General features: G+C 52.9%; 20 protein-coding genes and 2 tRNA genes. 8 read left to right on the forward strand and 14 right to left on the reverse strand.

Annotation, left to right across the window (positions count from 1 at the left end; genetic code table 11):
- Window position 1 precedes the first annotated feature (1 nt).
- On the reverse strand, window positions 2-1,477 hold the full coding sequence (locus SIB66_RS05900) for an FAD-linked oxidase C-terminal domain-containing protein (RefSeq protein ID WP_236070249.1): 1,476 nt from the start codon (window positions 1,475-1,477) through the stop codon (window positions 2-4).
- A gap of 133 nt (window positions 1,478-1,610) precedes the next feature.
- On the opposite strand from SIB66_RS05900, the gene hemL reads away from it, so the two are divergent.
- Window positions 1,611-2,912 (forward strand): glutamate-1-semialdehyde 2,1-aminomutase, encoded by a 1,302-nt coding sequence (gene hemL, locus SIB66_RS05905; protein ID WP_236070248.1) that lies wholly within the window; start codon window positions 1,611-1,613, stop codon window positions 2,910-2,912.
- Between the two features lie 201 nt (window positions 2,913-3,113).
- On the opposite strand, the gene SIB66_RS05910 is transcribed toward hemL, so the two are convergent.
- The 5 genes from SIB66_RS05910 to SIB66_RS05930 all read right to left on the reverse strand — a co-directional run bounded on the left by SIB66_RS05910 (window position 3,114) and on the right by SIB66_RS05930 (window position 7,575).
- Entirely contained in the window at window positions 3,114-4,892 is a 1,779-nt protein-coding gene (locus SIB66_RS05910) for an amidase (RefSeq protein ID WP_063406296.1), read from the reverse strand.
- Window positions 4,893-4,967: 75 nt separating this feature from the next.
- Window positions 4,968-5,462, reverse strand: coding sequence for a YajQ family cyclic di-GMP-binding protein (locus tag SIB66_RS05915; RefSeq protein ID WP_063406295.1), 495 nt, complete (start codon window positions 5,460-5,462; stop codon window positions 4,968-4,970).
- Window positions 5,463-5,551: 89 nt separating this feature from the next.
- Window positions 5,552-5,743 carry a hypothetical protein gene (locus SIB66_RS05920; protein ID WP_236070222.1) on the reverse strand — a complete coding sequence of 64 codons (192 nt, stop codon included), beginning with the start codon at window positions 5,741-5,743 and terminating at the stop codon, window positions 5,552-5,554.
- A gap of 382 nt (window positions 5,744-6,125) precedes the next feature.
- A complete protein-coding gene (locus SIB66_RS05925; protein ID WP_413410278.1) occupies window positions 6,126-6,275 on the reverse strand; it encodes a hypothetical protein in 150 nt (49 codons plus the stop codon).
- Window positions 6,276-6,660: 385 nt separating this feature from the next.
- Entirely contained in the window at window positions 6,661-7,575 is a 915-nt protein-coding gene (locus SIB66_RS05930) for an SPFH domain-containing protein (protein ID WP_063406294.1), read from the reverse strand.
- Window positions 7,576-7,687: 112 nt separating this feature from the next.
- Between SIB66_RS05930 and SIB66_RS05935 the strand changes: the two genes are divergently transcribed.
- A complete protein-coding gene (locus SIB66_RS05935; protein WP_063406376.1) occupies window positions 7,688-8,131 on the forward strand; it encodes an NfeD family protein in 444 nt (147 codons plus the stop codon).
- A gap of 2 nt (window positions 8,132-8,133) precedes the next feature.
- Here SIB66_RS05935 and SIB66_RS05940 read toward each other — a convergent pair whose 3' ends face one another.
- The 3 genes from SIB66_RS05940 to ebsA are packed head-to-tail and all read right to left on the reverse strand — an operon-like array spanning window position 8,134 to window position 10,191.
- A complete protein-coding gene (locus SIB66_RS05940; RefSeq protein ID WP_041374719.1) occupies window positions 8,134-8,652 on the reverse strand; it encodes a DNA recombination-mediator protein A in 519 nt (172 codons plus the stop codon).
- A 31-nt stretch (window positions 8,653-8,683) separates the two neighbouring features.
- Window positions 8,684-9,784, reverse strand: coding sequence for a phosphotransacetylase family protein (locus SIB66_RS05945; protein ID WP_063406293.1), 1,101 nt, complete (start codon window positions 9,782-9,784; stop codon window positions 8,684-8,686).
- A 32-nt stretch (window positions 9,785-9,816) separates the two neighbouring features.
- Complete coding sequence (gene ebsA, locus SIB66_RS05950) at window positions 9,817-10,191, reverse strand: type IV pilus biogenesis protein EbsA (RefSeq protein WP_236070221.1); 375 nt, start codon at window positions 10,189-10,191, stop codon at window positions 9,817-9,819.
- Window positions 10,192-10,221: 30 nt separating this feature from the next.
- Here ebsA and SIB66_RS05955 point away from each other — a divergent pair, with 30 nt between their 5' ends.
- The gene (locus tag SIB66_RS05955; RefSeq protein WP_063406291.1) at window positions 10,222-11,028 is read left to right on the forward strand and encodes an SDR family oxidoreductase; all 807 of its coding nucleotides are present in this window, start codon (window positions 10,222-10,224) and stop codon (window positions 11,026-11,028) included.
- Here SIB66_RS05955 and map read toward each other — a convergent pair.
- Entirely contained in the window at window positions 11,009-11,848 is an 840-nt protein-coding gene (map, locus tag SIB66_RS05960; RefSeq protein ID WP_011130674.1) for a type I methionyl aminopeptidase, read from the reverse strand. The two genes, SIB66_RS05955 and map, sit on opposite strands and share 20 nt — an antisense overlap.
- A gap of 539 nt (window positions 11,849-12,387) precedes the next feature.
- On the opposite strand from map, the gene rplS reads away from it, so the two are divergent.
- From rplS to gltX, 5 genes are all read left to right on the forward strand, one after another.
- The gene (rplS, locus tag SIB66_RS05965; protein ID WP_063421634.1) at window positions 12,388-12,864 is read left to right on the forward strand and encodes a 50S ribosomal protein L19; all 477 of its coding nucleotides are present in this window, start codon (window positions 12,388-12,390) and stop codon (window positions 12,862-12,864) included.
- 63 nt (window positions 12,865-12,927) lie between these two features.
- Window positions 12,928-13,000, forward strand: a tRNA-Trp gene (locus tag SIB66_RS05970).
- A 36-nt stretch (window positions 13,001-13,036) separates the two neighbouring features.
- A complete protein-coding gene (locus tag SIB66_RS05975) occupies window positions 13,037-13,225 on the forward strand; it encodes a hypothetical protein (protein ID WP_063406289.1) in 189 nt (62 codons plus the stop codon).
- Window positions 13,226-13,507: 282 nt separating this feature from the next.
- Window positions 13,508-13,581: transfer RNA gene (locus SIB66_RS05980), tRNA-Asp, on the forward strand.
- 27 nt (window positions 13,582-13,608) lie between these two features.
- Window positions 13,609-15,039: a glutamate--tRNA ligase gene (gene gltX, locus SIB66_RS05985; RefSeq protein ID WP_063406288.1), complete on the forward strand. Its 1,431-nt coding sequence runs from the start codon at window positions 13,609-13,611 to the stop codon at window positions 15,037-15,039.
- Here the strand turns inward: gltX and SIB66_RS05990 are convergent.
- The 4 genes from SIB66_RS05990 to wecB are packed head-to-tail and all read right to left on the reverse strand — an operon-like array spanning window position 14,989 to window position 18,172.
- Window positions 14,989-16,254, reverse strand: coding sequence for a cation:proton antiporter (locus SIB66_RS05990; RefSeq protein ID WP_063406287.1), 1,266 nt, complete (start codon window positions 16,252-16,254; stop codon window positions 14,989-14,991). The two genes, gltX and SIB66_RS05990, sit on opposite strands and share 51 nt — an antisense overlap.
- A complete protein-coding gene (locus SIB66_RS05995) occupies window positions 16,244-16,489 on the reverse strand; it encodes a hypothetical protein (protein WP_063406286.1) in 246 nt (81 codons plus the stop codon). The genes SIB66_RS05990 and SIB66_RS05995 overlap by 11 nt, the downstream gene beginning before the upstream one ends.
- A 26-nt stretch (window positions 16,490-16,515) precedes the next feature.
- Window positions 16,516-17,136, reverse strand: coding sequence for a DUF1643 domain-containing protein (locus SIB66_RS06000; protein WP_063406285.1), 621 nt, complete (start codon window positions 17,134-17,136; stop codon window positions 16,516-16,518).
- Window positions 17,060-18,172 (reverse strand): non-hydrolyzing UDP-N-acetylglucosamine 2-epimerase, encoded by a 1,113-nt coding sequence (gene wecB, locus SIB66_RS06005; RefSeq protein ID WP_063406284.1) that lies wholly within the window; start codon window positions 18,170-18,172, stop codon window positions 17,060-17,062. Before wecB ends, SIB66_RS06000 begins: the two co-directional genes overlap by 77 nt.
- Window positions 18,173-18,253 lie beyond the last annotated feature (81 nt).

Raw genomic sequence — 18,253 nt, forward strand, 5'->3', positions numbered from 1 at the left:
GTCAGAATGCCTTGGCTTCTGAAGGCATCTCAAGACCTTCTGAAGTCAAGATGACCTGCCGCCGAGCCGACTCACCACAGCTTTTTGGAGTGGGGAAAATTTTGTCAGGATTGGCCCGTCCATCTGGGTCGAAGGCTCTTCGTAGCAGTTTCATTGTGGACAGATCATCCGCTGCAAACATCCAATCGAGATAACAGCGCTTATCAGCCCCAACCCCATGTTCACCAGTGATGCTGCCGCCAACATCAAGACACTCACGCAGAATGGCTGAACCCAGATCCCGAACACGAGACTCCACATCAGGCGTGTCTGCGTTGTAGAGGATTAAAGGATGCAAATTCCCATCGCCAGCATGAAAAACATTGGCCACCGGCAACTCATACTCCCGACTAAGCCTCTCTATTGCCATGAGCACCCTCGGCAAAGTGCTGCGTGGCACGACACCGTCCTGCACGTAATAGGTGGGTGAAATCTGCCCAACCGCAGCAAATGCTGACTTGCGTCCCTTCCAAAGCAAGGCACGGTCAGCAGCCTCTTCTGCACGACGAATGGTCCTCGCTCCTGCCTTGCTACAAAGTCCACTGGCCTGGTCTGCGGCCACAGTGACTTCCGCCGCCTGACCATCGAGCTCGATCAGCAGCACAGCCGCGGCATCACGAGGGTATTCGTCGAAGCCAAACAGATCATTGACTGCATTAATCATGAAGTTGTCCATGATCTCCATCCCCGCAGGTAAAACTCCGGCAGCGGTGACCTGGCAGACCGCCTCGCCAGCAGACTCCATGGTGGGGAAATCTGCGAGCAGCACAGTCACATGTTGCGGCGCCCGCAAGAGCCGCAGAGTGATCGCTGTGGCGATCCCCAGGGTGCCTTCGCTGCCAATAAAGGCCCCACGCAGGTCGAGCTCCGCATGCTCCGACAGTCCACCACCGAGAAGGGTCACCGTGCCATCAGCAAGCACAACCTCAAGCCCCAGCACATGATTACTGGTGACGCCATATTTGAGACAGTGCACACCACCGGAGTTCTCGGCCACATTGCCGCCGATGCTGCACACCACCTGACTGGATGGATCAGGGGCGTAATAAAACCCTTCCCCAGCGACCGCCCGAGTCACCCAACTATTGATTACTCCTGGCTGCACCGTAATGGTGTGGTTATCAAGGTCCATCGAAAGGATCCTGCGCATGCGACTGGTCACCACCAACAGCGCCTCTTGCTCCACTAATGCACCTCCCGAGAGCCCCGTACCACTACCCCTAGCGACAAAAGGGATGCCATAGCGATGACAACAAGCCAAGATCTGAGACACCTCCTCAGTGGTCTCGGGCAACACTGCCAAAGGAGGACAATGACGATCGATGGTTAACCCGTCACAGTCGTAAACGAGCAACTCTTGCCGCTTGGAGACCACCGACTTCTTCGGCAAAAATCGCCTTAAGTCCCTGTCTAGAGCAGTCCAGTCGTGGGACACCATGCCCGCGCATCTGTCCAACAACCTAGGCAGCAAACCCTGAAGTAAACGGATGGCCTGACACAGTTCATCCGCTTCTGACCATTTTGGGTCAAGATGGCGAACGGTTCGTATCAGCCACTTGGCTTCGGTCCCTGTGACAGCTTCAGCATTGAACACCAGCCGCTCCCAGGCGATTTTCAGCGCCGCCCAGCGCTTAATGCCTGGTGGCGTTAGTTCTCCAGTGCGAGCATTCCGCTCCGTAGGCGGTCAACCGATCGTGTTTGACCGCGTAAAGGGTGCCTACGCCTGGGACGTCGATGGCAATCGTTTCATCGACTACATCGGCAGCTGGGGGCCCGCAATCTGCGGCCATGCCCACCCAGAAGTCATCGTCGCTCTACAAGATGCGCTTGAAAAGGGCACAAGCTTTGGTGCCCCATGTGAGCTAGAGAATCAACTAGCCGAAATGGTGATCGACGCCGTGCCCAGCGTCGAGATGGTTCGTTTTGTGAATAGCGGTACTGAGGCCTGCATGTCTGTACTGCGGCTGATGCGCGCATTCACTGGCCGCGACAAGCTCATCAAATTCGAAGGCTGCTATCACGGGCACGCCGACATGTTTTTGGTGAAAGCTGGGTCAGGGGTGGCAACTCTCGGTCTACCCGACTCACCAGGGGTTCCCCGCAGCACCACCAGTAACACCCTCACTGCGCCCTACAACGATCTCGAGGCAGTCAAAGAGCTGTTTGCCGAGAATCCTGACGCAATCAGCGGGGTGATCCTTGAGCCGGTCGTAGGAAATGCCGGATTCATTACTCCAGAGCCTGGTTTCCTGGAAGGTTTACGAGAACTCACCCGTGAACACGGAGCCTTGCTTGTGTTTGATGAAGTCATGAGCGGTTTCCGCATCAGCTACGGAGGTGCTCAGGCCCGCTTTGGCGTTACGCCTGATCTAACCACCATGGGGAAAGTGATCGGTGGTGGGCTCCCCGTTGGTGCTTATGGCGGCAGAGCCGAGATCATGGAGATGGTGGCCCCCGCAGGCCCCATGTACCAAGCCGGCACGCTGAGTGGCAACCCGCTGGCCATGACGGCTGGCATCAAGACTCTTGAGCTACTCAAACAAGAAGGCACTTATGAGCGCCTAGAAAGCACAACGGAACGCTTAATTAAAGGCATTCTCGAAGCAGCCAAAGCAGCAGAGGTTCCCATTACGGGCAACAGCATCGGTGCGATGTTCGGCTTCTTCCTTTGCGAAGGCCCAGTACGCAATTTCGAAGATGCCAAAGCAACCGATGCCGCACTCTTCGGCAAGCTGCATCGGGCCATGCTCGAAAGGGGAATCTACCTAGCCCCAAGTGCCTTTGAAGCAGGCTTCACATCCCTTGCCCATTCCGAAGCAGACATCGAAACCACCCTGAAGGCATTCCGCGAGAGTTTTGCAGCAGTGGCGTGAACAGACAACGAAAATAGAGAGCTGTTCTTACAGCTCTCTTGCGCAAATACAAACGAGCCGAAGCTAAGGTGCTACATCTAGAACTAAAAGTTGAGAGGCGAGAGTTAATTCAATTCTCGTTTTTTAGCAAGCCCTAATTTTGCCTGTGTTCGCGGAGTAGAAGCCTCTCAAGAACAGGAAAAAGCTGGATAAGCAGAGCAGTTATTCACAAGCTTGGACAGACTGTTGATTTGCCTGAGAGAATTTTTGCGTTTGCTGCTCAAAAAACCTTTGATAAGCAGCTGGCTCAATATTCTGACCATTAGCATCCTTTAGGAACTGCTTATAACTATGCCAACCAGCCTGAGTAATAAAGTAATTGATTCCTTGAACACAAATATCCTCGAAAGGAGAGTCATTATTATCTGCGTTTAATTCAGGCAAAGGCCTGCCTGGAAGACCAGAAGAATAAGCCTGCGCAAGGCCGATCAAATCCCCCTCTCCATATTGAAAACCAATCAACTCAAAGCCAATCGGCATTGCTGGAGTTGCCGATGTCCAGCCAGCAATCAAAGCAATTGCCGGCAATCCGGAGTTTGACGCAACCGGCGATTCCGTTGTGGCTGTGCGATACATATCATCGTAATAGCTTGGGGGTTGCCAAGAACTAAGTGGCATTAGCAAAGCATCAATGCCATCTTCTCGCATCAATCCCTCTACATAGTTTCTATTCTTCTCAAAAGTCTTTAACGCAGAATCATATCGATCGCTATACTTTGGCGCAATGCTTTGCATATATCCTATGCAGGCTTTCTCGCCTAGCCGTGTGCGACCAGATAAACATATGTCCTGAAGGCTCCTTCTGGTCGAGGCAAAAGAACCTAGGTATTGATCAATATCTTCCGCCTCGCCCGCCATATTATTGTCTCTATTCGTGTCAAATAAGGGCAGATTGATTTCAACAAGTGATGCGCCCTTTCTCTCAAGCCTGGCTTTGACCTGATTGAATATAGCCATTGAAGTCTTGTCGGTGGCGTCAAAGACCTCATTGCCTGCAACACTGCGAATCACGCCAATTCTCCTTCCATCAAGCGAAGCATTTTTTAAATTATTTGCATAAGAATCTGTGCGCGGTACTTGTTTCATAAAATGATCATCAGGGTCAGATGTGTTTGCTATCACAGCAAGGCCAAGAGCAAGATCAGGAATCGACCTTGCCATCACTCCTGCTACTCCATCCAGGTTGCCTCTCGGGAGAATTCCTGAATGACTAATCAGCCCCGTGCTTGGGCGAATGGCATAAACCCCGTTGAAGACTGCAGGCACTCTGACCGAGCCACTGTTGTCCGTACCGATACCCAACACAGCAAAGTTCGCACTCACCGCAACTGCAGAGCCTCCGCTTGAGCCACCTGAATTTTGATTAGGGTCATAAGCATTGCCAATCCTTCCGCTGCGGCCACTAATCCCTTCCCCGCCGGAAGCCAATTCATCCATGGCGGCTTTACCAATAATGATGCCGCCAGCGGCTCGTAATTTATTAACCAAAAAAGCATTTCTGACTGGCTGAGAGCCAAGTAAAGCCAACGTCCCAGAAGTGGAAGGAGTATCAACGGTATCAATATTGTCTTTAACAGCAATCGGGATGCAATGCAAAGGGCCAATCAATTTATTGCTTTGTTTAAAATGCCTATCCAGAGCCTTTGCCTGCCTGACTGCATTCGGATTAAGTGCTACAAATGCATTAAGCGGAGCTCCTCTTTCGAGGCTGAAATTATACTTCTTGATTCGATGCAAATAGCTCTGAATTAATTGCTTGCAATCAATCCTTCCCTCTTTAAAAGCATCATGAATGGATTCAATTGTAGACTCATTAATCCGAAATTTCTGACTACCAAACTGGTTGGCCATAGACTTCTCAGCCATAAGACAAGCCATGCTCAAAGCAAGCGCAAGCATTATGCTTTGGTCAAATATCTTCGGCCCCTTCGAATGATTCATGTCTAATCCTAATACTTAAACAAAGAATTTTACTGCCACTACTATACACACAGCAACATTCACAAGAGCATTCCGTTATCGATAATTTTCAAACTGAAGCGGCACCTCTAAATCATCTTCTTTGCTTTTAAATAACTGAATCGCTGCTTGCAGATCATCCTTGTTTTTGCCGGTAATCCGCAAACTCTCTCCTTGAATCGCCACGGTCACCTTCTTGAGCTCATCGCGCACGGACTTGCTCAACTTCTTGGCGATCTCCTGGCTTAAACCCTTGCGCAGCTTCACCACCTGCTTCACCCGGCTGCCACCAACCGCCTCCGGCGTCTGAAAATCGAAGATTTTGAGCGAGAGGTTTCGTTTGGTGGCCTTAGCTCGCAGCACGTCCTCCACCGCCTTCAACGTCATATCGCTGGCAGTGGTGATCAACACTTCGCTCTCTGTTAACTCGATCTCAGTATTTGAATCCTTAAGGTCGTAGCGCTGTCCAACATCCCTCCGGACCTGATCCAACGCATTCACCAACTCCTGACGATCAAAGTCCGAGACAACATCAAAGGAATAGGTCGCCATATCTAGAAACGGTTCTGAGCTCAACCTACCCAACATCTCAGCAAGACCAGGCCCAACTCGGCCTGATCTTGCTCATATGGCCGAAAGGCTCAGGATTCTTTGCGGTTTGGCACGATACCGAAGCCTGCAACCAAGCCAATTCCAGCGTCACCCATCCCAGTCATCAACGCAAAACGATATTGATCGGTCATCTGGCCAACGAAGTGAACACCCGCTGCAATCACGCCAAGTCCGCAGGCAACCACGAGAATTACATCCAAATTCGCGGGCTTCTTGATCAAAGATGAGCCTCCTTCGCTGACCCTGCGGACCTTGACCTGCGCTTCATCAATCTACTGGTGGAATTTTTCCAGGTCTCTCTTTGGGTCCTCCATCTCAAATCAAGTGAAGGAAGCGCTGGAGGTGCGGAGTTCCGATCGCCCCAGGCGTTGCAAGAAGTGGATCAATCCCTTCACCACTGCCTGATACACGGTCCGCTTCTAAACAGAGAGCTCTCTAAAATCAACCCATTAACGGTATTGACACAGCCTAGAAAACCTTTGTTTTGAGGAACTAAACATTTTCAGGCCCTACTTAGCGCGACTCCCTCCTCACCGTTCACCCAGTCGTGCTTGTTTCATTGGCCAACATCCAGGCGAAACGCATTACTGCTGAGAGCGATATTTAAAACATCTGCCAGAAATAAGAAAGCCTGCGAACTAAGCCCAACAAAACAGCTTTGCATCCTTCAGCCAACTCAATTGAAGCGCTATTGAATCCCCCAGGATCAGCCTGAGGTTTGTTTCCATTCTCCTGGAACCGATTGATCCCCATCACCCGGCCACGGAAAGAGATTAGTGACTATTTAGGGATCTGTCATGCGCAGAAACACTGCTCATGGGGCTTCTTTTGTTACGAAGGCAAGTAACAACTACTACATATGGAGATGGTGGGAACTCTCGAAGAGGGAGGGTTGAATGGCCCCTCACGATCCAATAACGAGAAAAAGTCCCATCGCCAAGGCCCGGCCTCATCAGCAAGGTTTTTTTGTTGCTTCTCATGATTTAGATCCTGCAGCAAGGGATGGCTTCTCTGCTTAAAACTCAAGGCAACCAGCACGCACACTCACAGAACAGAATCCTTTGAACCGCATGACCAATAACCCTGACCTAGCCGAGTGCTTGAGAGCTAAACCAGCTAGCTAACAGCCACAATAAACTCAGCTATCTGATTTCTGAAAAGCCTTGAGTGCCGAAAGCAAAGCAGCTGGGCTTTGAGGATCAACCATCAAGACACTTCCTGCTGGAGCAGCAGCCATCTGCTCGCCCATAGCCATCCATTCTTTAGCCAACAAAAGCCTCAAAGCCTCCTCCGCTCTGGGGCTGGCCTCCAACGCCCGAGCAATCTCCAGGGCGGCTTCCGCCTTGGCGCGAGCAAGGGTTGACTGCTGCTTTGCCTGGGCTTCAGCTTCTAGTAACAGGGCTTCCTGCTGGGCGCGAGCATCTAATACCAAGGCTTCAGCATGACCACGAGCCTCATTGAGCTGAGCCTCTTTCTCGCCCTCGGAACGAAGGATGGCAGCACGTTTTTCCCGCTCTGCTGTCATCTGTTGTTCCATCGCTTGCTGCACCCCTCGCGATGGAACAATGTCGCGCATTTCCACTCGCGTGACTTTGACACCCCAGGGATCTGTGGCCTCATCCAACTCCTTAAGAAGACATTCGTTCACTTCTGTACGGGTGGTAAATGTCTGGTCAAGGTCAAGCTTGCCCATCTCAGCTCGGATCTGAGTGAGAACGAGATTCACCATCGCCGCCTGCAGATTATCCACCGAGTAATAAGCACGAGAGTGTTCAAGTAGCTGCCAGTACACCACCGCATCCACCTCGATCGAAACATTGTCACGAGTGATGCATTGCTGAGGAGGAATATCCAAAACTCTCTCCTTCAACGACTCGTAACTGACCACCTTTTCAACCATGGGGAGAACAAAAGAAAGGCCAGGCTGTAGTTCACGATCGAACTTGCCGAGCCGCTCCACCAAGCGCGAGCGTCCACCACTCGTAATTTTGACACTGCCACTTCCCAACAAGGCAACTAACAAGAGAGCTGGCAATCCAAGAAACGCTTCCACAATGTTCTTCCTGTTTAGGCAAAACCTAGGTCCGTAAACGAACCACGGCAAAGCCCTTCCAAACAGCTTGCTCTTCTCCAAAGTAGATAGAGAAAGCCCTGCGCCCTATCCCTTGCCTTCTCCCACTTGGATTCCTCTGATCTGGCTCGCCGTAGCTGGCCTCCTCCTAGCCATTGAGCTGGCTCAACCGAGCTTCGATGGCCTGATGTTCGCAGCGCTTGGGGCCTTAGTGGTATCGATTTTGACTGCAATCACTCCCATCACACTGATTTTGCAGATGCTCTTCTTCCTGCTGATCACGGTTTTAGGGACTCTCTGGCTGACTCGTTGGTCAGCCCGCCGCAACCCCAGTCCAGGTGGGCTTCGCCAACGCGAGGATATCGCCGAAGTTCTGACGCCAATCAAAGCTGGAGGAGATGGGCGTGTGCGTTGGCATGGGCAAAGCTGGGCCGCCAGTTCGATCGACCTCGAGACTCCAATAAATGCCGGTGATCAGGTCTTGGTGATGGGCCGTGAAGGCACACAACTACAGGTTCTGCCACTGCCGCGTCGCTGAACTCAATCAAAGAACAAAAGACTCACCACCTTGCCCATATCCTCAGCACTGCGACAACTGGTCAATAACGTCTCACTGTCATGGAAAGCAAAGCAGATCAATTGATCACAACGACTGATGATCTCCTGATTGCAAAGACTGCTAGCCATCGGTAACGACAGTTCATCGTGCTCAGGTTTTTCGATGAGATGAAGCACAGAGTCGAGCTGATCGCGAATCTCAGGGGCCTGACGATCAAGGCTCTGGGGAAGCAACACAGTTAGGCAAGAGGCATCCGCCTCCAATACCCCACGGATCACCGCGGCATTCACCCCCTGTGAACCGGAGGTGATCAGAGAATGGCCCTCTTGAGCAAGGGAGCGCGCCATCAATTCAACAAGATGAATCGCTACCACCGGCACATGGCGACTGCCGAGCATGGCAATGCGGCGCTTGCCCTTGTCCTGCAAGAGGGCTAGCTCTTGGGCAAGGGTATCGACCCGATCAAGGTCAGGGAGATCCAGAGACTGACTCAAGGACATCCCCATGGCGATGGATCGAAGCTAGCAGTGGTCATTGACTCTGCATAGGCAACCCCAGAACATCAAACAAACGGTCCAAGTCACAGTGTTCTGCCACCAATCGGAAGGAATAGGTTGCTTTGACGGCCTCATGCAGTCGCACATGACCAAAGGCCTGCTCAATCACTTCCACGGTAGACAGTGTGTCGTGATCCACCTTGAGTAAGGGAACCTCAAGTTCTTCTGCCCTACTAATCAACTGCGGCAAAGGTTGCCCTGCACCAGTGAGGATCAAGCACTGAGTCGAAGCCTCGAGGGCCGCCAACTGAATATCAGTACGGTCAGCACCAGTCACCACAGCCATGTTGCGACGACGACGGAAAAATTCCAAGGCGGAATTCACATTCATAGCGCCAATACTGAGAGTCTCAACCAGGAGCTCAAGTCGCTCAGAGCAACAGATCACCCGGGCTCCTAGACGCCTAACCAACTCACCCACAGTCACGCTGCGCAAGAGTGGTGAATGGGGCATCACTCCAAACACCGCCAATCCAAGAGCCTCGAGGGCAGGCACCACATTGATTTCTAGATCATCAATTTCATCTGGTTTTACCGCATTCAAAACGATGCCCACCAGATGATCTCCAAGCTGTTCCTTCGCTGCTAACAAAGCATCGACGCTGCGGCTGTCCTGCCAGAGATGCACCAGTACGACGCGGGCATCCAAGCCATGGGCCAGCTGACCAAGACTGAGACCGTAAAGAAGGCCTTCATGCAAGCTACCCGCTGCTTCAAGAATGGTGAGGCCCTGAGCATGAAGATCGAGCTGTTTGCATAGGTCCTCGAATCCTTTGCCAGCATCCATTTGAGACATCGCCAAACGGTGATCAGCCGTTGCCTTTGCCAGGAGATGCAAAGAGGGAATCAGCTGATGCTCAGACAAACCCAGGGTTGCACCAACAAAACGAACATCATCATCAATTAAAGGTTCTGGCAGAGGGGAAACTGCGGGATCCCATTCCACACTCGTGGCCAGAGGCTTCCCAAAGCGAATTGGCTGATTCGCCGCGATCAACTGGCGAGCGAGACCAAGAACCAACGCCGATTTACCACTGAATGGCTCACAAGATCCAATCAGCAAGGTCTTGCCCATCAGTGGACTCCCTGTTCCTATAGCTGAGCAATTTAGGCGTCACCCACAGACTCTTCAGAACCCAACAGCAGCCACTTCCAGAATCGATTGGGAAGGTCTCCCTGACCATCAAACTCAGGCCAGTCCATCAACCAATCCACAAGTTGATGTGTAGACACATCAAAGGTGTAGGTCAAAGCTTGAATGTCTGGGAAACACAACTGACAAGAACACAGCTCCAGTGGCGACCTAGCTCCCTGCCAACGAAGAGTGAAGCGATGAACACGACCACCTTGAAGAGGTCGCTTTCCTTTCAATGAACTCTGAGCCAAGAGCCGCAGGGCACGCTGCAGATCAGCCTGCCTGGAAACACCACCGCAATAGGGTGCAAACAAGGCCAACTGGGCCGCTTCGGAAGGAATTGGCAACGTCAGTCAACTTGAAGCTCACACCAAAGGATGCCCCAAACTGAAGAAATGGGACAGATCACAACTCTCAACAACCGCTGGTCAAACTGCCGCATCGGAATCACTGGAGCCAGTGGAAGTCTTGGAAGGGCCCTAACCCAAAAGCTGCGCTCCCGGGGAGCTTTTGTGATCGGATTGACCCATGGACCGATTCCCTCCACAGAGCCATCAGACGATGCACCCCAGGAATGGGTGCAATGGAAGTGCAGCCAAGAAGCATCTCTCAAAAGCACCCTGGTGAGCCTTGACGTGCTTGTGCTCAATCACGGCATCAATCCGCAGGGACGTCAGACACCGAAAGACATCAAAGCGGCCTTAGAGGTGAATGCTCTGAGCAGCTGGCGCTTAATGGAACTCTTTGAGAGCCTCGCCCTCAACGCAGAACCATCCATACGCCCCCGCGAGCTATGGGTGAACACATCAGAAGCTGAAATCCAACCAGCCCTCAGCCCCACCTATGAAATCAGCAAGCGGTTGATCGGTCAGCTGGTCAGCCTGCGCTGGAACAACCTCACCTCGAATCAACGCAAAGTCTTCAAAATCCGCAAGCTTGTACTTGGCCCCTTTCGCTCAGAGCTCAATCCTATCGGGCTAATGTCTGCAGATCTAGTAGCCAGTCAAATTGTTCAACAAGCCGACCTTGGCATCAATCTGATCATTGTCACCCCCAACCCTCTTACTTATCTACTGATGCCCCTGACCGAACTAGGGCGAATGATTTACTCCCGATTGTTAGGAAGTGGATCCACAGACAATCAAAAACAACTCAACACCAGCATTAGTCGCCCCGATCAGTGAGGATGTCGCAGCCATCAGAGGTGACCACGATGGTGTGCTCCCACTGAGCCGAAAGACTGCCGTCTTGAGTCACAACAGTCCAGCGATCTTTAAGTGTGCGGCAAGCCTTACTGCCAGCATTGAGTATCGGCTCGACGGCCAATGTCATCCCTGAACGCAAAGTGATGTTGGGTAGGTCATCCGTGCGGAAGTTGAAAACGGAAGGCTCTTCATGCAAGTTGCGACCCACACCGTGGCCGGTGTAATCCTCCACCACGCTGTAGCCATGAGCCTTGACATGATCCTCAACGGCTCCTGCGATATCAAGAAGAGTGTTACCGGCCCGAATCTTAGAGAGCCCTGCCATCAAGGATTCTTGGGCCACGCGACTAAGTTTCTGCCCAGATTCAGGCACCTCCCCAACGCAGATGGTGATGCAACTGTCACCGTGATATCCCTCGTAGTAAGCCCCGGTGTCGACTTTGAGAAGATCACCGGACTTGATCACTCGCTTAGGGCCTGGAATGCCATGCACAACTTCATTGTTGATGCTCGCGCAGATCGAGGCAGGGAAGCCGTGATAGCCCTTGAAGCTAGGGGTTGCGCCCATCTCACGAATCCTGCGCTCGGCATAAACGTCAAGATCAGCAGTCGTCTGACCAGGCTCGGCCATCTCCATGATCTCGCGCAGAACCGTGGCAACGATGTGGCTTGCCTTGCGCATGATCGCCAACTCCCTTGACGATTTGATTTCCACCCCTCGACGCTGTTGAATTCGAGGCCCTGTAGCCGTTGCGCGCGCCTCTGAAGTTGAGGCCAGCAGATCAGCGAATAGGTTCATAGGGCTGAAGAAAAACTGATATGAAAAAATCAAATGATTGGTTATCGGCTCTGCCCGACTTCCATCTTTCCATTAGTCACGCTATCAATCTCTCTACTAGGAACGGCGCGAATGAACCGCTTCAAACAACCCTGTTAGCCACAGCCTGGCTTGCTGGGTCCATAAGTGGTGATTTCTTTGCTGATCTCAAGATGACTTCATGAGGCACATATCCCCTGTTGCGTCACTGGCCAGAGATGTCTGATAAACAAGGTCATTGGCTAAGAATGACCACCTTGCATGAAGGTGAATGGCCTGCTCCCACGCTGAGCCAAAGGAGGTTCTAGGCAATGCCCTTTGACTGCTCTGAAAGCTGATCACAGGCGCAAGAATGCTGCTGAAGACTTCCTGACGAAGTTAAATTCCCAAAAAGCTTGTGAGTCATCGCAATGGCCAAGCATCGACGGAGGAGCTTTCACCGCAAAGCAATGGCAAAACTACTCAAGGCAAGAATGATCAGCAGGTAGAGTTGTAGTTTGGCTAGTCAACCCGGAGCTGGGATGACGGCGGATTCGAAAGACACCTCCATGAGCGAAGACAACACTGAAACGGCAACAACAATTGAGAACAGCTCAGCCATTGTGACTGATGTAACAAACAAAAGTGCCACAAAACTCAGGCTCAGCGCTGACGCCCTGATCCAAGAGTTCGAGGCCACACAGCAGAAAAGTGATTTAAATGACATCTACGTGGGAGACACCGTCCGAGTAGGAGTACGCATCAGTGAAGGCAATAAGGAACGGATCCAGCCCTATGAGGGTGTTGTTATTGCAAAGCGCCACGGCGGAATTCATGAAACCATCACCGTGCGCAGGATCTTTCAAGGCATCGGAGTCGAGCGTGTTTTCATGCTGCATAGCCCTCAGGTGGCCTCCATCAAGGTGGAGCGGCGAGGTAAAGTGCGTAGAGCGAAGCTTTTCTATCTGCGGGAACGGGTGGGTAAGGCCACCCGCGTGAAGCAGCGCTTCGACCGCTGAGGTTTCGGCCTCGTTCAATCCAAATGCCATCACCTCTGTGATGGTCGACGGGTCCATCGCCTTGCGCCGTTAGTTCAGTTGGTAGAACGCAGGTCTCCAAAACCTGATGTCGGGGGTTCAAGTCCTCCACGGCGCGTCCGATGGCCCATCCTGCAGTTTCCTCGTTCCAAGAATGGAGTTAGATCTTCAACCTGGTGATGTCGTCAAAGTGCTCGAGTCAGCCGCTCTTGGTTGGGTTCGTGCACGCGTCATTCGCGTCAAGTCTGGTGGCCGTGTGGTCGTGCAAAGCGATCAGGGACGCGAATTCACAGCTCGCGGGAACCAAGTGCGCCTAATCGAACCTGCAGGATTCCATCCCTAATCAGAGGGACGGTGATTCCAACCTTTCGATTTGCTCTCTATCTGAGTTCCCTAACTTCAACGCCACTAGGGATGTCTTTATTTCGACATCGAAAACAAGCGTCCCAAAAAGCAGATCCGAAGTCTTCAATTTCATTCGAATCGATTAATCCTCAAAATGATCACAAGACGCCCGCCAGCGAGTTGACGGCAGGCAGGGCAGAGGTTGATACTTTCTTGGTTGCATAAGGCGACACAGATCAGCTTCCCTTCGGCGAGCTCCCGACTGGACCTGAACTCATCTGGGACCGTAGTTCAATTGGTTAGAGCACCGCCCTGTCACGGCGGAAGTTGCGGGTTCGAACCCCGTCGGTCCCGTTCATATTCCTAATCCTGAGAGTCATTGTGAAGGTGCGCGTTCGGCTGGCCCCGAGTCCAACAGGCACACTTCACATCGGCACGGCAAGAACGGCAGTTTTCAACTGGCTCTTTGCACGCCATCAGGGGGGACAATTCCTCTTGCGCATCGAGGACACCGACAAAGAACGATCCAAGCCTGAATTTACGACCAATATCCTCGAAGGTCTGAAGTGGCTTGGCCTCAACTGGGATGAACAGCCCATCATTCAAAGCCAGCGTGTGGATCACCATCGCGCAGCAATCCAAAAGCTGCTCGATTGTGGCCTGGCCTACCGCTGCTACGCCAGCGAGACTGAACTTGAGGCCATGCGAGAAACACAAAAGGCCCAGGGCCAGGCCCCTCGCTACGACAACCGTCACCGAGATCTCAATCCCGAGCAAGAAGCCGCCTTCCAATCTGAAGGGAGAAGTGCCGTCGTGCGCTTCCGTATCGATGATGATGCGGCCATCAGTTGGAAAGATCTGGTGCGCGGTCCAATGCACTGGAGCGGATCAGATTTGGGCGGCGATATGGTGATCTCTCGTCGGGCTCCAGCCAAGGAAATTGGCGACCCGCTCTATAACCTTGTGGTGGTGGTTGATGATGCTGCTATGAGTATCTCGCATGTGATCCGCGGCGAAGATCACATCGCAAACACGGCCAAACAACTGCTGATCTATGAGGCCCTTGGATTACCAATACCTCAATTCGCCCATACCCCGCTCATTCTCAATTCCGAAGGACGCAAGCTCTCCAAGCGGGATGGAGTGACCTCGATCAGTGACTTCCAAGCCATGGGATACACAGCCGAAGCTATGGCTAACTACATGACCCTGCTGGGCTGGTCAGTCCCCGAAGGGACTGACGAACGGTTCACTCTTAAGCAAGCTGCCACCGTCTTCAGTTTTGACCGAGTCAATAAAGCAGGAGCAAAGTTTGACTGGGACAAACTCAACTGGCTGAACTCTCAAGTGCTACATGACTTGCCTAAAGATCAACTGTTGCATGAACTCAAACCCTTGTGGGCTGAGGCTGGCTGGGCTCTGCCAGAAGAAAACTGGTGTTTGGATCTAGCCGAGCTGCTTGGTCCATCTCTGACACTGCTTAAGGATGGTGTCGATCAAGCCCGCCCTTTTTTCGAAGAACCAACGCTGCAAGCTGATGGCCTGGACCAACTTGCCGTGGAAGGAGCCAAGGCAGGCCTTAGCAATCTTCTCGATCAGCTCGATAGCACTTCCTGGGACGGCTTTGATGTCAAGCAAGCACAACAACTTCTAACCAATGCTGCTCAGGCTGCCAACGTCAAAAAAGGTGTGATCATGAAGAGCCTCAGAGCTGCGCTTCTAGGCCGACTGCAAGGGCCAGACCTAATCACAACATGGGGATTACTGTCCAGGATCGGGCAAGACTTGAACAGGCTGCGTCGTTGTCTCTGAGCAGTGGTCTTCGATTGAATCTTCAGGAGCGATTAAACCCAGGGCCTTGGCCAGCGGCTGGGCCGTGAGGCCTTGAATGCCAACCGTCATCAGGATGGTGAGAAAGACCAAACCTTGCAACCGACCGGCTCCTAAAATCCCAGCCTGCTCAAGGCGAATCGCAAACAAAGAGGCCACTGCGGCCGTAACAATCCCACGTGGTGCAAGCCAACCAAGAAACAATCTCTGCCTGAAATCAAGAGGCAAGCCAATAGTGGCAAGGCTGACAGCAACAGGACGCACAACCAACATCAGTACGAGCACACAACTGACCCCCCCCCAGCCCAGCGGACTTAGCTCACCCCAAGAGACATCAGCAGCCAAAAGTGGAAATAACATTGTGATAGCAAGACGGGCCAGCTCCCGGATCAACTCATCGAGCTGATCGGACTGGGTAACAGGCCTGCGACCGACCACCACCCCCGCTGCTACAGAAGCCGGCAAGCCCGACTCCGGCAACAACCATTCACAAACTGCGTACAAGAGGAATAACACACCCAAGGTGAGCTGCAACCTCAGCCCTACAGAAGGGTCCGGTTTTAAACGTCGCAATCCCTCTGAGAGAAGCCAACCAGCAGCAGCCCCCATCAACACGCCTCCACCCAGGCGGGCCAGCAGCCCGATGGCAACCTCCCGCCAACCATGCAAATCGCCCAGCAATAACTCCAGCAAAAGCAAGGCCAGCACAGCACCCACTGGCTCAAGCACCAATCCCTCTGCCTCAAGGACATCCCCCAGAGGAGAAGCTAAACGGATCTGCTGCACCAACGGGGTCACAACAGTCGGACCAGTAGCCAGCACGATGGCGCTGTAAACCGCTGCCACTGACCAACCCAAACCAGCCAGCCAATGCGCCGCCAGAAGACCTGCGGCCAGTGAAATCACTAGTCGGATTAGCAAGATGCGCAGCACAGTTGACTTGATGGTGTCACCAGGGAGGCGCAGATTGAGACCACCGTCAAAGAGCACAAGGCTCACCAGCAGACCAACGATCGTCTCAAGTCCTTGACCAAGATCCAGCGGTTCAACCAAACCAAGGCCTGAGCGACCAATCAGCAGGCCAGATAGCAACAACAGAACCACACCAGGAAGGCCAGAGAGAGCAGACAACATCCGAGCTCCGGCACCTGCGAAGACGGTGATCCCCCAAAGCAGGCCTAACCGCTCAGGTGTCATCGAGGGCTGCGAACTGAGGTTCTACTCTCACACCGATCACAGCCTCTGGACGCACCACCAGATACTCGCCCTCGAGCTCGCTAAGCGGTACGTTCACGAACCCCCCACTGCCTGAGGCGTTGACGATTCCCTGATACCACTGCTGAAACGTCTCAAGAGAAGGAAAATGAACCTTTTCGGTCTGCCCCCCGGAGAGATGGAGGTACACCGCATAGCGGCGTGGGGTACGTGTCATCAGTGAACCGGAATGCCAAGGTCCATCTACTCAGGATGGCCGATCGTTGCCCCACTTGCCCAATTGAATGGTCGAAGTACCTCTTTACAAGGCATGTAAAGGGGATGGCAGGGATGCCCCTCACGCGTCAAGCCAAGCGAGAGAGGACCGCGAGCAGCAGGAAAGTTCCTGATGCGGTTCTGGCGATGACGCTCCAACAAAGCCTTGAAGGCAAGATCACGTCGACGCAAAGTTCCACCACACCCCCAACCAAACCAAAGGTCCCAATTAGGGTTCTCAGACCACTGACGTGCCCGAGTCAAAAGCTGATCATCATTTTCATCACCAATCGGATCAGCACATTGCTTAAGCAACACTGTGGATTGACTGATCCGGGCAAATAGATTCACAACAAGAAGGTGTCCATAACCCCAGGAGCAGCAAAACCCCAGCAAACGCCGCAAGGTTGGATCATCCTCTGAAGCTGTAGCCGTGGAGGGATTCAAGCCAATGAAAAGTAATGTGCGCTCGCATTGCCCCAGGCTGCGCTTCAGCCACCAGCGATAGTGGCCGCAAGAACTAAAGGCAGCCTCAGAGGCCCAGGAATGCACAACTTGCCTCAAGAATGCGACGACTGGCCTTGCCGTCGCCGAAGGGATTGACAGCACGTGCCATCGCCTCGTAGGCGCTTGAATCATCAAGCAAGGAAGCTGTCTCAGTCACAATCATCTCCGGATCGGTACCAACCAGCCTGGCCGTACCCGCCTCAATGGCCTCTGGTCGCTCGGTGGTCCTTCTCAAAACCAAAACTGGCTTACCCAGCGCAGGAGCTTCTTCTTGGAGCCCACCGGAATCTGTGAGCAAAAGCGTGCAGGCCCTCATCGCAGCAACCAAACGGTCGTAATCGAGAGGCTCGGTAAGTACCACCCTGGGATGGTTCCCAAAAAGTGCCTGCATTGGTTCTCGCACGGTTGGATTGCGATGCAGAGGCAGAAGTAAAGCGGTGTCGGGATGAAGGTCAAGAACCCTTCTCATGCCCTCGGCAATGTCTTGAAGCCGATCTCCCCAATTCTCCCGTCGATGCACGGTGGCCAAAATGACGCGCTGATGCGCCCAGTCGAGACCATCAAATTCGAGAGGCGGCGCCTGCTCAGCCATCAGCAAAAGAGCATCGATCACGGTGTTGCCCGTAACAAAAATCTCACCAACAACTCCTGAACTGGTCAGATTGGCCTGAGAGCGAGGCGTTGGAGCAAAGTGAAGCTGGGAGATCTGAGAAATCAGGCGCCGGTTTGCCTCTTCAGGGAACGGATCCAACAGGTTGTCTGTGCGCAAACCAGCCTCAACATGACCAACCGGGATCTGCTCATAAAAAGCAGCAAGGGCAGCTGCAAATGCTGTAGTGGTATCTCCCTGGACAAGCACCAGCTGGGGGGGGTAGGCCTTGAATTCATCCTTGAGGCCTTGCAATGCTCCACAGGTGACATGAGTGAGGGTCTGCAGAGGGGTCATCAGATCGAGATCATGATTGGCTGAAAGACCAAATAGATCCATAACCTGAGCAACCATCTCGCGGTGCTGGCCAGTGAGCACAACTCGAGTCGTCAAAGCGTCACAGGCCTGAAACGCCTGGATAACCGGTGCCAACTTGATCGCCTCTGGACGGGTGCCCAACACGATCGTGACGCGGGGCAAGCCAGCCATAACAAAAGAAATCTTGAACGGATCCTAAGAGTGCTTATTGATCACCAAAAGAGCGCGCGGACTTGCCAAGAGCATCGCCGC

Origin of the sequence: Prochlorococcus sp. MIT 1318 (genome assembly GCF_047304505.1) — a bacterium.
In the GTDB taxonomy this organism is placed as follows: domain Bacteria; phylum Cyanobacteriota; class Cyanobacteriia; order PCC-6307; family Cyanobiaceae; genus Prochlorococcus; species Prochlorococcus marinus_D.

Excerpts from the sequence above, each read along its gene's own strand:
- SIB66_RS05915 (WP_063406295.1), bottom strand. The coding sequence starts at position 5,462 with ATGGCGACCTATTCCTTTGATGTTGTCTCGGACTTTGATCGTCAGGAG.
- SIB66_RS05900 (WP_236070249.1), bottom strand. The coding sequence starts at position 1,477 with ATGGTGTCCCACGACTGGACTGCTCTAGACAGGGACTTAAGGCGATTT.
- SIB66_RS05995 (WP_063406286.1), bottom strand. The coding sequence starts at position 16,489 with ATGACACGTACCCCACGCCGCTATGCGGTGTACCTCCATCTCTCCGGG.
- SIB66_RS05925 (WP_413410278.1), bottom strand. The coding sequence starts at position 6,275 with ATGGGGATCAATCGGTTCCAGGAGAATGGAAACAAACCTCAGGCTGAT.
- rplS (WP_063421634.1), top strand. The coding sequence starts at position 12,388 with ATGACGGCGGATTCGAAAGACACCTCCATGAGCGAAGACAACACTGAA.
- map (WP_011130674.1), bottom strand. The coding sequence starts at position 11,848 with ATGAACCTATTCGCTGATCTGCTGGCCTCAACTTCAGAGGCGCGCGCA.
- wecB (WP_063406284.1), bottom strand. The coding sequence starts at position 18,172 with ATGGCTGGCTTGCCCCGCGTCACGATCGTGTTGGGCACCCGTCCAGAG.
- SIB66_RS05990 (WP_063406287.1), bottom strand. The coding sequence starts at position 16,254 with ATGACACCTGAGCGGTTAGGCCTGCTTTGGGGGATCACCGTCTTCGCA.
- SIB66_RS05940 (WP_041374719.1), bottom strand. The coding sequence starts at position 8,652 with ATGTCCTTGAGTCAGTCTCTGGATCTCCCTGACCTTGATCGGGTCGAT.
- SIB66_RS05975 (WP_063406289.1), top strand. The coding sequence starts at position 13,037 with ATGGAGTTAGATCTTCAACCTGGTGATGTCGTCAAAGTGCTCGAGTCA.
- SIB66_RS05945 (WP_063406293.1), bottom strand. The coding sequence starts at position 9,784 with ATGGGCAAGACCTTGCTGATTGGATCTTGTGAGCCATTCAGTGGTAAA.
- SIB66_RS05955 (WP_063406291.1), top strand. The coding sequence starts at position 10,222 with ATGCCCCAAACTGAAGAAATGGGACAGATCACAACTCTCAACAACCGC.
- SIB66_RS05910 (WP_063406296.1), bottom strand. The coding sequence starts at position 4,892 with ATGAATCATTCGAAGGGGCCGAAGATATTTGACCAAAGCATAATGCTT.